This is a genomic window from Fundicoccus sp. Sow4_F4 (assembly GCF_052116145.1).
In the GTDB taxonomy this organism is placed as follows: Bacteria; Bacillota; Bacilli; order Lactobacillales; family Aerococcaceae; genus Fundicoccus.
In genome coordinates this window covers 1-12,809 of record NZ_JBQKLQ010000003.1, presented here as the reverse complement: position 1 = coordinate 12,809, position 12,809 = coordinate 1, and the positions used below count along the sequence as shown (strand labels likewise).

The window sequence follows — 12,809 nt, the reverse complement described above, 5'->3', positions numbered from 1 at the left end:
CGGACCTCTATTTTTGGTTTTTATAGGATGGTGAGGACGTGTGAGAAGAGCGACCGGGCCAATCGGCTAGATGCTAGTCAGCGAGCTTTTCTAGCCGGGACCTACAGGCGGAATGGATAGGCCACCTAAGCGAGCCATCTGCCACCTAACTCTTGCTCACCAAGCCCTCCAGAGCCAAAGGTGCCGTTCAGTTCGCCTCACGACGACTAAAGACACTCTCTTTTAATCGCCGTGAGTCGGCCGACGAACGACGCTGCTGGCTCTTAGGTTCTTTAGAAGCGAGCTGGAAAGGGAAACGTTCGCGAGAGTTTGGTAAGAACTATTTTGCCAGGAGTGAGTCAATCATTTAAAGAAAAGCATAATATTGAGTGAGTATTTTGACTATTGGTTTCTAAACGGTATAATATGAATGATATAGATAAATTATTTACTTATGTGTGTCGCATCTTTTTTTATGTTGCAGTTGCCGAGCGAGAGGCTTGAAAACTGCTCCCCAATCAGTAAACCAAAGTGCCAGTACTCATGTACGCGCACGTCAAACGGGAAGTTCGACAGAATCTATCAAAGAACGGCAAATGGCCGGAAATGTGTCCGGCAAATTTGAGATGGAAAGCTTGTTAGCTACCTGGATTTTAAGAAGAATTTAGTTATGCCTACGCCGTGAGCGCGTAGGCAGTAGAAGACTCGAAAGAGTACAAAGGAGCGAAATTAATAATGAAACACATTTTAGTCGTTGACGATGAAAAGCCGATTTCAGATATTATTGTCTTCAATTTAAAGAATGAAGGTTATGAAGTAACTACAGCGTTTGATGGTGATGAAGCCATTGAACAATTTGAGAAAGTGCAACCGAATCTAGTGATTTTAGATTTAATGTTACCGAAGATGGACGGTCTAGAAGTATGTCGCGAAATCCGTAAAACGAGTGCGGTGCCGATTATTATGCTGACAGCTAAAGATTCAGAAATTGATAAAGTATTAGGCTTGGAATTAGGTGCCGATGATTATGTCACGAAGCCATTTTCAAACCGTGAATTAGTTGCACGTGTGAAAGCTAACTTACGTCGCAATGCTTTACGCGATGCTAGCCAAGATGAGTTGCCGAACGAAATTGTCGTAGGCGATTTAATCGTTCACCAAGATGCCTATGTGGTATCAAAACGTGGTGAAGAAGTTGAATTGACTCACCGTGAATTTGAACTGATTCATTACTTAGCTAAGCATATTGGCCAAGTAATGACGCGTGAGCACCTGTTAGAAACCGTTTGGGGTTACGATTATTTCGGTGACGTTCGAACAGTTGACGTAACGATTCGTCGTCTACGTGAAAAAATTGAAGACCAACCGAGCCATCCAGTGTACATTGTGACACGTCGCGGCGTTGGTTACTTCTTGAAGAATCCAGAACAAGATCAAACATAATAGGAGTGTATGATGAAACGATCATATAATATTTTCCAATCGATCTATATCAAAATACCTCTGTTAATCATCTTCATTCTGACGATTTCATTTCAGTTTATTGGTGTATTCTTTATCGACCAACTCGAGACTCAATCGGTCACGACTTTGAAAGATCAAATTAATACACAAGTGGATTTTCTAATTAATAATATTAGCCCCATCTTATCTAGCGATGACCAGAGTGATGGGGAAAGGGACCGGCGCTTAAATCAAGCGCTGGATTCTTTTAGTTCTACTTATCCAGCTAAAATACAAATCGTGAACCCACAAGATTATGTACTGGCGACAAATGACATTACCCAAAGGGCCGTCGGAACGCGTACTAATGATGAATTTGTGATGAATGTGGTGATTAATCAGCGAGCATTTGATAACGAGACCCTCAACCAAGAGACGTCTCAACGTAATTATAATATTTATAAACCGATTATGTCTTTTGAAGAAACGCCACGACTCCTGGGAGCGGTAGCGGTTGAAGCGGATATGATGCGTGTTTATGAGCAAAGAGACTATGTTATGGAACTGTTCTTACGAGCGGCTGTGTTCGCAATTATTGGGTCCTTTATTGTCTCTATTGTGCTGTCTTCAGGCCTTACTAGGCCGATTGAGGACATGCGGCAACAAGCCATTCGGATATCGGATGGGATTTATAACTACCCAGCCAAAATATACGGTCAAGATGAGTTGGGCGAGTTAGCCTTAACCTTGAACGACTTGGCGATAAAAGTTAAAGATGCGCAAGAATTAACTGAATCTGAACGCCAACGTTTAGATGGCGTCTTGCGTCATATGACCGATGGGGTTATTGGAACTGACCAAAGAGGCAATGTTTTGCTTGTTAATGAGCGTGCGCTTTACTTATTGGGTATTCCACAAGAAGAAGCGGTCGGTACTTCACTGCTTAAATTACTGGAAATTGAAGAGCGCTATAACTTGAAAAATTTACTAGGCGGCGATAAGGAGATTATGATAAACCGCTTTGAGGATGGAGTCGATACCATCTTAAAAGTTGAGTTTTCTGTTATTCGCCGTGAAACCGGCTTTGTGACAGGGCTAGTAGCCGTTTTAACCGACGTTACTGAACAAGAAAAAACCGATCAAGAGCGTCGTGACTTCGTATCGAATGTTTCGCATGAATTACGTACGCCATTGACGTCAATTAAATCTTATTCGGAAGCTTTAGCAGATGGTGCTTGGCAAGACCCTAATATTGCGCCACAATTTTTAGAAGTCATCCAGTCAGAAAGTAACCGGATGATCCGTATGATTTCTAACTTGTTAGACTTATCCAAAATGGATGGTGGGCAATTAACGACGAATAAAGAATATATTGATTTCAAACGGATTGTAAACCATATACTGGATCGTTTCGAATTTACCTTAGCCAGCGGGGACGCCTCTAAGAAATATAAAATTAAACGTGAATTAACGAGCCGTGATATTTATGTTGAAATCGACCAAGACCGTGTGACGCAAGTGATTGATAACTTGATGAACAATGCGATTAAGTATTCACCAAATGGTGGGACGATTACAGTCAGATTAGTCGATACGCAAAACAGTGTTGTGATGAGTGTGACTGACCAAGGTTTGGGGATTCCTCAAAAAGATTTACCCCATTTGTTCGAGCGTTTTTACCGCGTGGATAAAGCGAGGTCGCGTGAACAAGGAGGAACCGGTTTAGGTTTGGCTATTTCTAAAGAGGTAATTGAAATGCATGGTGGCCGAATTTGGGTCGACAGTCTAGAAGGTAAAGGCTCAACCTTTAGCTTTGAATTACCATTTACCGTCTTTGAATTTGATGACGAAGGGTGGGATGATTTCGAATGAAAAAATTATCTATAACCTCGATTATTGTTGTCATTTTACTAGGCATTAACTTGATGTTAGTCTATTTTTTATTGTTCAACACTAGTTTATTAAACCGTTGGTTGAACCAATTTGAAGGAGAGACAGTCATCACGACGTCAACGAGTGAACCAATTGAAGATGCCGATGATTATTACGAACTGGCGAATCCAACAGTGGATGAGATCATCACACCTTATAAACTCATTGTTAATGAAGCGGAAGCTTTATATGATGTCAATAATTATGACACTTTACAAAACGTTATGGAATTGCTAGGTAATCAAGCCATAGAAGTAGCGTCTAACAGTGTGGAAACTAATCCTGTCATGTTCCAAGAAATCGTCAATAATGATTACTTACAACTGATTTACCCAACCAAGTTTTCAGTCCTGTCCTTGAAATCAATTATCAGCATGCCTGAGACAATTTCAACTCAATTTGAATTGAACCGAATTGTGATACCAAGAGATGGAGACGATTCAGTATATCTCGTCGATACCAGTAACTATTCTTATTTAACGGCTAAGTTCAAGGAGCCAGAATTAGCGGCAGAAATATTAAGTATTGTTGATGCGGTGCGTAATGAGCAGTGGTTGCCAGTGGCTCACTATGAATTAGGCGTAAACTCAGTCTACTTACCAATTTACGAGACGATTGCGTCTTCGCAAATTTATACACTCGATAAATTACCGGATAGTCTGTTTTTAGATGATGTTTTCCCCAATAATAATTACGATATTTCTGAGCCGGATGCGAATTCGGTCAGAAGTTATTATACATTGCTAACCTCGCTCCAAATTAATGATGCGACCAATGTAATGAATATTAATCATTCGATTTCCTCAAATCAAGAATCAAACAGTATTAATCGTGAATTTGTTCTGCCAGAAGAAAAAGTACGTTTTAGTTTCTCTTACATTCAAACTTATGAATATTGGCCGAGCGACATTCGTCTTTACTCTGAGTATAATAATACGGTCACGTATCGTCGTTTTCTAAATGGTTTGCCGATATATTCAGCACCTAGTTTAGCTGAATATGGTGCAACGCGAGTGACACTGAGAACGAATCCGCACATTGAAGTCTATCGTTATCAAATGCCTTTAGTCACCATTGGGACGCATATTCATGACTTGAGTCGAGTTTATGACATTGAGTCTGGTCCGCAAATCGAAGCATTGTTAACGGAACAAGGTTTATCCTTTGCTAACTTTACCAATATCGTTTTAGGTTATGAATGGCAAAGTGATATGGAGAACTTTAAGACGGTAACATTAGTACCTAAATGGATGTTCCATATCAATAATAATTACTATTCAATCGAACAAGTCCGTGATGGGACGGTGGCTGAATTAACGAGTCAAAACGGCAACAGTGAAAGTGGCAATGGTGATGGGACAGATTATACCTTTATGACGTCACAAGCGATTTATAGCGACACTCTGTCAGCGCCTGTTTATGCCGGACTGAATCAGGATGTGATTGCGCCTGGTAAAGGGGAAGCGTTACTTTTGCCTTACAGTCCACGTTCAACTAGATGGAATAATTTGGTTAAAGTGGCACATCATTCGACTGCTTTATTGAAAGAGCCAGGAGGTGGGGCAGATGGATTTTAATCGAATTCAAAAGTTGCTAGTCGTATTTTTCCTAGCTTTTAACGTCTACCTAGTCTTTTTATTGATTGACCGAATCCCCATCCAGTCACAAAAAACAACGGATATGTCTGCCGTTAGTGTGGTGCAAGATATGCGAAACCGCGGGGTAATTATTCGTCCGGATTTAAGTGGCGACACCGAATACTTGCCATTGATTAAAACAGAACCGAATAATTACTTGCGTGAACAACAATCTCAATTGAAAAACCAGCGTTATAGTCTCAACCGTGAAGGTCTTTTAACCAGCACTTTTATCGAACCAGTGACTTTGGATTTTGAAATTACTGAAACAACCAAAGGAATATCCGCTGAAAATGCACAGATATTCCGCGAGAAGTATCTATTAGATGAAACAATGTTTATTAATGGCCAAGCCTACGGCAACTATTGGTATTCCAATCAAGAAGGCATTCTTTTCTGTCGAATGACAGCTGCAGATGGGACACCGATTGTCGACGGCAGTAGTGAGATTCGTGTTATTTTTGATGATAACTTCAATATGATTGGCTATACGCAAACATACCAGAGTGACTATACCGTTCTGGAAGAGCCGAAAGCCTTAATTTCATCACAAGAAGCGATTAATATTCTTGAGCGCCGTATTGAAACCTATTTGCCGAATGATTCCGAAATTGTGTCGGCTAACTTGAGTTACTATCGCTCATTGGAGACGGACAATTTTAATATTTACACACCGGCCTGGGAAATCATTTATTATCGTCACGAAGGGACGATTACGAATTCCGTGATAGTGGATGCCGTCAGAGGCTTTGTTGCTGAGACCAAGTCCAATCAATCACGCTAATGGCGAACGCCAGACAGTGATTCATCATATTGTTAAATAAGTCGCAGGAAACGAACGTTTTCTGTGATTTTTTATCTTTTTTACGGCCGCCTGTCCTATGATTTGGGGCGTAAATCTGATAAGATGAGAGTACTATTTTGTGAGAGGTGGAGTACATGAAACAACTATTACGTTGGCTGATGCTAGTGAGTTTAATAGGCTTTGTTTGCTTGGGGACAGGCGTTTCCTTGAGTGTTCAAGCAGAGGATGCGAGTTTTGCGATTACTGAGCAAGATGTCGTAGCGCAAGTTGAAGCCAGCGGGGCGGTTAGTTTTGTGAACACGTTTATTTATGACGTTAAGCGGTTAGATGAGGTGCAGTTTGATCTCAGTCATGAGGGGTATGCGATTCGCAATTATCGAGTCGGCGTGCAGACTGAAAAAGACGGCGAGATTACCTATTTAAACGAGAATTACAGCGCGTCGCCGAATACTTTTTCGGCTGAACAGACAAGCTTCGGAACAACTTTTCGTGCGCATTATCCACTCGAAGGTGTGCAGATGCGTTTTATTTTCGAATATACGTTGGATTTTCTGGTGACTAATTATGCGGATACGGCGAATCTTAGCTATGAATTGGTCAATGATAAAATTGCTTACTCGCATGATGTCACTGCCAGAATATTCCTGCCAGGTGTCGTGAACAATCAAGAGAATTTCAAAGCGTGGTTACATAGCGCGACGAATAGTGAGGTCTTTTTGACGGTCGAAAATAATCGTAGTGTGATTCATTTGACGATCGATGACAATCCGGCTAATCAAGCGGTTGAAGTGAATGCGATTTTCCCAGTCAGTTTAACGCCACATAATGTGAATGTGATTGAAAAAAGTATGCGTTCTGAAATCATTGCTGACGAAACGTCTTTGGCGGATGCGGAATTGGCGGCATTTGAACAAAAACGTAATCGTCATTTGATGTTGTTGATGGGCAGTATTGTGTTCGGTCCATTGAGTGTCTTGGCAGCTTACGGTTATTATTTCCGAGCACGCGAAAAGATGAACCCTAACCGTCAAGTATTACCGGAGCATTTATATGTTCTACCTGAAGCGGGAATTACGCCGGCGATTATGGCTACTTCAGTCTTTCGTGGCAAGCCGAATGCGGACGACTTTACTGCGACTTTACTGGATTTAGCTCGTAAAGGCTTTGTGGAGTTAACGGAAGTTCGCAAAGAGCGACGTGGCGTTTTCGGTGATGGTGAGAGTTCGACCATAAAGATTTCAATGGGGCGCGACTATGCGAAAGATTCGCCAACCGCTTTAGGTGTGACTGTTGGTGGGATGGCGCCACTTTTATTACATGAACGCCAAGTATTAAATTATATAATGACGGGCATCCAAGCGGAAGCCTTAGCGGCTAAGCATGATATCGCTCGTCAGTTATTGGCAGATGACTCACATGGCGATAAGACTGTGGATTGGGTGACTCTAGAACAAATGGAGGAACGCTCGAAGAAGGATAAAGATTTCCGTAAGACTCAACAAGTTAATTGGAAGAAGTTTTCTGACTATGCGGAGTTGAATGGGACGAAACGCCGTGGTCGCAAGTTACCAGAAGCGAGTGCAGCTCAAATCTGGAGTATCGCGTCTTTGTTGATCTCTTTTGGGATGGGCTTGTTAGGTGTCTTTGTAGCAGTGGAAGTGAAAGCGAATGGTTTGATTACCCTATCGGTTATCGTCTTTCTACTATCTCTGGCAGCCAGCATTTGGTTGAATATCTTAAGGGGACGACGTCCGATTGTGACTGCCGAGCAAGATCGCACGCGTCAAGAATGGCAGGCTTTCTCTAAAATGTTGACGGATATTCAAGACATCGATGTTCGAAAAGTCGCTCGTTTAGCTTCTTGGGAAGAGTCCCTTGCCTATGCAGTGTCTCTTGGAGTGATTGATGATTTACTCGAAGTTTTAAATCAACAATATAGTCAAGAGGAATTACAGAGTTTGAATTTGGATAGCCATCTGATTACCCAACCACATCTGATTAGTAGTGTGATGAGAACGTCGATTGCGAATACTTTATCTGCAATCGATCCAGGTAGTAATGCCAATGGTTACAGTGGAGGTTCATAAAGAATTTCTGGCATGCGCAGATGATGCTGGCTTAGTGGTCAGTGGCGTGGTGAAGGGTAAGTGAATCGATACTAGATGTGCTTTTAGATTTTAGTGGATTTAGTCAATAGGGGCGAGTGGATGATGAATCTGCTCGTTTTTTTTGTTGGCTTGCGTTGTTGGGTTACGTTAGAGCGTTCTGGCTTGGGATGAGCTGGATGGGGGGATAAGCGGTTTTGAGGATTGATGGACGTTGTTTATAGGTCATGGTTCATAGTGCAACAATTTTAGAAAGAAGTCTAAGGCATACTGACAACACACGACAAGTATCGGTGAAAATAAACAAGCAATATAAAGACTTTACTACGCTTCCTAAACTAAGGCAGTCTGCCACAAAGAACGAACATCAAGAGGAGTGCTTACGCCAACTCTCGACGTTTGAAAAAAAGAAAGCTTTCATAAAAACCATCGGAAATAGCAGTGGCTGACAGCTGATTCTTTCCCAATTAACTGGGCGTTATGCTTAGAAAACGAGTAACGCCTTAAGTGCCCAACCTCACTCATACGAGTCAATAATGACACACGACAAGGCACTCACTAAAAGTCAAGTCGTCTCTTAGTGGTCTTTAGTGTTAATAATTGATTAAAATTGGTAAAATATAGATAAAGCATGTGCTCAAGACGCATCAGGACAAGAATTAGACAGAATTATACACTTTACAACAGACTATTGAGGAGGTGATGGAGACTGATGGAACAAAGAGAAGCAATTGTTTCGAACATTGTCAGGAGTGTCATGTTCTTTACGACGGCACGTCATGCGCGTGCATTGGATATTGCCTACATAACAAATGAGCAGAAATTGACGATTGATTTGCAAGAGGATGGCAGTGCAAAAGTATCGGATAGGTTAACTTATACATCCTACCATGCAAAGACATTTCACCACACGCTCCATCTACTAGATTATGATGTAAGGAAGCTTTCTGTCAGCCTTATCGACCCAACAACGCAAACGAAGCAAGCGTTACGATTAACCGATAAGTACGAGCCTTTAAGTTACCAGATCACGAAAGTTACGGATGACCAACAAAGACTGCAATTAAATTACGAGTCACAACATGAAAAAGTCACCTTTGTTTTCGAGTATGTGATCGATAATTTTGTGACCACTTATCAAGATGTGGCTGTATTGACGACCTTACAAACAGACGCAAGTATCATCCAAGAAGAGGCGGATTTCACTGGCACACTCTTGTTACCCACCTTGCCACAACAAGATGCTCAAACGCAAGAAGTAGCCATCTCAGCTCAACTAACCAACACAAGCGAAGAAGGACAAGTCACCATTGAAAGACAGGGGAATCGTCACATGATTCGTGTAGGCATCCCTTCTGAAGCGATGACAAGCGAGACGGCCCTGACAATCCAAGTGGCAGCCAGCTTTTTTCCGAAGAATCCTAATGACTTTTCTGAACGCAGACTGAATAAGAAGTAGCATCCGAACTAAACAAGAATAGCTATGCCGCAGCCTATTATCACACCAAGCATGCGACTGTCATCTAGGAAAGTGGGAGAAAATGATATGAAGCCCCAAATACTCATCTTGTTGATGGTGATTGTTGCATTCTTACCTTTGAAAACGACTGAAGCCTTGAGTTTTGCTAACCTAGTAACCGAACAACATTTAACGATTCAAATGGCACCAGATGACTCAGCTAAAATTGAGGACCGACTTCATTATGTGGCCCAAAGAACTTTGAATTGACCGATATGATTTATCAAACGAGCAGTATGCTAAAGGACATATTATCAAGCACAAGCAAGGCGTTTAACATAGACGACTTAAATTTAGAGATAGAAATCATCAATCTAGAAACAGGTGAAAGGTAGCCGGTCGAATCGGGTGATCAAAGAGCGGTGAATCATTATCACGCTTATTCTGAAGAAGGGCCCCTAATGATTGACCTTCAAATAATCGGTTATGGCACGGAGTATGGCTTAATCCTTCATTATGATTTTGAAAACTTTGTCCCTAATTATGAAGACGTGTCAGTGATCGAAACACTGAAAGCAAACGGCGATCCCTTGCAAGATGATACCAGTTAACCGTACGCCTGATGTTACCAGACGGCTTAGATTGTTCAGTCGAGGAAACAGAAGACTCAACTAAACAAGAAGCTGAAGAGGTAGCATCATCTGAAACTTCAAAAGTAAGCGAGTCATCTGGTGTCGACTCAACAAACACCACAGAAGAAGCCGCCACAAGCAAACGCGATCAACCACTTCCCGGATAACCCTCACCAAGTTGCAGAAACAAATTTGGACGAACGAATGAAAACAGCAGAACCCTACGAAGACCTCTGGTAAAAAAATAAAAAGCCCAAATCAAAAGAAAGCAGGTGGCTCCATTGAAACAAACACAGACACACTTTACAAGAATACTGACACTTATTGTCGCACTATTGGCCCTGTGGCTAATTCCCGCCAATCAAGCAAACGCACAGGACGTGTCTTTTACAATTCCTAAACAAGACATCGTGGCGGAAATCCTCCCCAACGGGAACGTTAAATTTACGGATATTCAAACCTATGACGTCGATTATATGAACGGTGCACTCTTCACATTGGACTACGACGGCTATGAACTCGAAAACTATCGAATTGGTGTACGCGAGGCCAACGGCGACATTACTTATTTTGAAGAAGGTGACTCGGCAGGCCAAGGCACTTATAACGTCAGCGACCGCGAATATGCCGGTTTAATCGATTTTAGAGTGTATAACCGAGCCCGCAACGAAAGCGTAGACTTCGTTTACGAATATGAAATTGCGGCCCTCGTTACCAACTACGCCGACACAGCCGACTTAAACCGCCGCTTCGGAACCAACGACTACACTACTGACGTCACTGTCAAAATAGTGCTCCCAGAACTCGTGGAGAACCCAGATGATTTCAGAGCTTGGGGTTACGGTGCGGCACAAGGAGATATACAGCTTTCCGAAGAAGATGGAAAAAGCGTTGTCACTGCTACCATTCCTGATCGTACATCGTCACAATTTGTAGAAGTTCAAACCATTTTTCCACTAGCAATGACACCAAACAACCCGAATGTTGTGGATGAACCTATGAAAGAAGAAATCATCTCCACAAGTGAGGCACAAGTACAAAAAGACTTAAAACAGTTCCAAAAAGATAAGCGTAAAAACCAACTCTTTCTGATTGGTGGTATGCTGTTACCAATCTTAATCAGTGTGTACGGGACTTGGTATTATTTCACTAAACGTAAACAGTTGAACCCTAACCCCGTTAAGTTACCCAAACATATCTATGAACTGCCGGAAGATATTACACCGGCTTTGATGGCGACAGCCTATTATCGTTCGAATCCAACAACCGATGATTTCTCAGCTACTGTCATGGACTTGGCGCGTAAAGGGTATTTATCACTAGAAGAAATACCAAAAGAAAAACGAGGCTTATTAGGCTTTGGTGGCGAGAAGTCAACGGTTCTAGTCAAACGTAAAGATAATCCAGTCAGCGTTGATAAATTGCTTTATCATGAAAAACGCGCTTTAGATTATATTCTGCCAGACGGTTTAGAGCAAATATCCTTAGAAGAACTGGAAGATAAAACGAAAAAATCAACGTCCTTCCAGAAGAAACAATATTCTAAATGGACACAATTCGCACAAGATGCTCATATTCAAGGACCTTTAATTTCAGAACAACCTTCATCGACACGCTTGAACAGTGTGGTATTAGCAGTCCTTAGTCTGTTTGCACCAATTATTACGACATTAGTATTAGTTTACCTAATCTTTGCGGTAGAGGTACTTCAATGGCCAGTCTTATCCCAAATGGGCACGCTGTTGATGGCTTACTTAGGAATGGCAGTAATCAGTTTGGTCTGGGGGATTGTCTTAGTAATCCTTAATGTTGTTAGACCGATTCGTTCTGCAAAAGAAGATGAACAGCGTCAAATGTGGGATGGCTTTAAGAACATGTTGAACGATATCGGAAACTTCAATATGCGTGAAATTGCATCACTTCCATTATGGGAAGCTTACCTTGTCTATGCGATTTCTTTAGGTGTGGCAGATAAAGTAACCGAAGCAATGGCCATCGAGTTCTCGCAAGCGGAATTAGAAACAGGTCATTTAGGTCGAGGTTTTTACAGCAACCCTTATATTATGACTTCAATGATGCGTAACTCAGTCAGCAGCTCAGTAGCTTCAGCTGCACCTAAAAGTTCAGGCAGCAGTGGCTCGAACACAGGAGGTTTCGGTGGTGGCTTCTCTGGTGGTTCATCAGGTGGATCTGGTGGCGGAACCAGTTCAGGCGGTTTCTAAGTAAATAAAGACTCATTGTAAGCCCGGCACCTTCCTATGGTGGTCGGGCTTTTTTCTGTGTTTTAGTAAAACGCTCTTAACGTGTCAACTCATACGTCGAGTCGACAGTTTCCCCCATCTATTCTATCGACTCATTACTCGAGTCGACACATTGAAACTGGATTTACCAGCAAGATTAAAAGCTCGAGTGAAAACAAGTCCCCCTAACTAAGTTTCACCATTCAATTCCCATACAAGTCAAAACCCTGATTTTAATGTGCCGACTGACGCGTCGAGTCGACAGTCTCCCCCCTCTATTGTGCCGACTGGCGCGTCGAGTCGACACATTAAAGCTGGATTTACCAGTAAGATTAAAAACTCGAGTGAAAACAAGTCACCCTAACTAATTTTCACCATTCAATTCTCATACAAGTCAAAATTCTGATTTTTATGTGCCGACTGACGCGTTGAGTCGACAGTCTCCCCCATCTATTATGCCGACTGACGCGTCGAGTCGACACATTAAAGCTGGATTTACCAGTAAGATTAAAAACTCGAGTGAAAACAAGTCACCCTAACTAATTTTCACCATTCAATTCTCATACAAGTCAAAATT

The 12,809-nt window shown here is 41.9% G+C and carries 10 protein-coding genes; all 10 read left to right on the top strand.

Features of this window, described 5'->3' with window-relative positions; all coding sequences use genetic code 11:
• The first annotated feature begins 714 nt into the window (after window positions 1-714).
• The 10 genes from yycF to ACTQ5J_RS05675 all read left to right on the top strand — a co-directional run bounded on the left by yycF (window position 715) and on the right by ACTQ5J_RS05675 (window position 12,214).
• A complete protein-coding gene (gene yycF / locus ACTQ5J_RS05720; protein WP_441751360.1) occupies window positions 715-1,422 on the top strand; it encodes a response regulator YycF in 708 nt (235 codons plus the stop codon).
• A gap of 12 nt (window positions 1,423-1,434) precedes the next feature.
• A complete protein-coding gene (gene walK / locus ACTQ5J_RS05715; RefSeq protein WP_441751358.1) occupies window positions 1,435-3,294 on the top strand; it encodes a cell wall metabolism sensor histidine kinase WalK in 1,860 nt (619 codons plus the stop codon).
• Window positions 3,291-4,931 (top strand): two-component system activity regulator YycH, encoded by a 1,641-nt coding sequence (gene yycH, locus ACTQ5J_RS05710; RefSeq protein WP_441751356.1) that lies wholly within the window; start codon window positions 3,291-3,293, stop codon window positions 4,929-4,931. The genes walK and yycH overlap by 4 nt, the downstream gene beginning before the upstream one ends.
• Window positions 4,921-5,775 (top strand): two-component system regulatory protein YycI, encoded by an 855-nt coding sequence (yycI, locus tag ACTQ5J_RS05705; protein WP_441751354.1) that lies wholly within the window; start codon window positions 4,921-4,923, stop codon window positions 5,773-5,775. Before yycH ends, yycI begins: the two co-directional genes overlap by 11 nt.
• A 155-nt stretch (window positions 5,776-5,930) precedes the next feature.
• Window positions 5,931-7,883 carry a DUF2207 family protein gene (locus ACTQ5J_RS05700; protein ID WP_441751352.1) on the top strand — a complete coding sequence of 651 codons (1,953 nt, stop codon included), beginning with the start codon at window positions 5,931-5,933 and terminating at the stop codon, window positions 7,881-7,883.
• 730 nt (window positions 7,884-8,613) lie between these two features.
• Entirely contained in the window at window positions 8,614-9,360 is a 747-nt protein-coding gene (locus ACTQ5J_RS05695; protein WP_441751350.1) for a DUF2207 domain-containing protein, read from the top strand.
• An 87-nt stretch (window positions 9,361-9,447) separates the two neighbouring features.
• Window positions 9,448-9,630, top strand: a complete 183-nt coding sequence (locus ACTQ5J_RS05690) for a hypothetical protein (protein WP_441751349.1) — start codon at window positions 9,448-9,450, stop codon at window positions 9,628-9,630.
• Window positions 9,631-9,782: 152 nt separating this feature from the next.
• Window positions 9,783-9,971: a hypothetical protein gene (locus tag ACTQ5J_RS05685; RefSeq protein WP_441751347.1), complete on the top strand. Its 189-nt coding sequence runs from the start codon at window positions 9,783-9,785 to the stop codon at window positions 9,969-9,971.
• An 11-nt stretch (window positions 9,972-9,982) separates the two neighbouring features.
• Window positions 9,983-10,159 carry a hypothetical protein gene (locus tag ACTQ5J_RS05680; protein WP_441751345.1) on the top strand — a complete coding sequence of 59 codons (177 nt, stop codon included), beginning with the start codon at window positions 9,983-9,985 and terminating at the stop codon, window positions 10,157-10,159.
• A 114-nt stretch (window positions 10,160-10,273) separates the two neighbouring features.
• Window positions 10,274-12,214, top strand: coding sequence for a DUF2207 family protein (locus tag ACTQ5J_RS05675; protein ID WP_441751343.1), 1,941 nt, complete (start codon window positions 10,274-10,276; stop codon window positions 12,212-12,214).
• Window positions 12,215-12,809 lie beyond the last annotated feature (595 nt).

Coding starts and splice junctions, on each gene's coding strand:
- yycF (WP_441751360.1), top strand. CDS start 715: ATGAAACACATTTTAGTCGTTGACGATGAAAAGCCGATTTCAGATATT.
- walK (WP_441751358.1), top strand. CDS start 1,435: ATGAAACGATCATATAATATTTTCCAATCGATCTATATCAAAATACCT.
- yycH (WP_441751356.1), top strand. CDS start 3,291: ATGAAAAAATTATCTATAACCTCGATTATTGTTGTCATTTTACTAGGC.
- yycI (WP_441751354.1), top strand. CDS start 4,921: ATGGATTTTAATCGAATTCAAAAGTTGCTAGTCGTATTTTTCCTAGCT.
- ACTQ5J_RS05700 (WP_441751352.1), top strand. CDS start 5,931: ATGAAACAACTATTACGTTGGCTGATGCTAGTGAGTTTAATAGGCTTT.
- ACTQ5J_RS05695 (WP_441751350.1), top strand. CDS start 8,614: ATGGAACAAAGAGAAGCAATTGTTTCGAACATTGTCAGGAGTGTCATG.
- ACTQ5J_RS05690 (WP_441751349.1), top strand. CDS start 9,448: ATGAAGCCCCAAATACTCATCTTGTTGATGGTGATTGTTGCATTCTTA.
- ACTQ5J_RS05680 (WP_441751345.1), top strand. CDS start 9,983: ATGTTACCAGACGGCTTAGATTGTTCAGTCGAGGAAACAGAAGACTCA.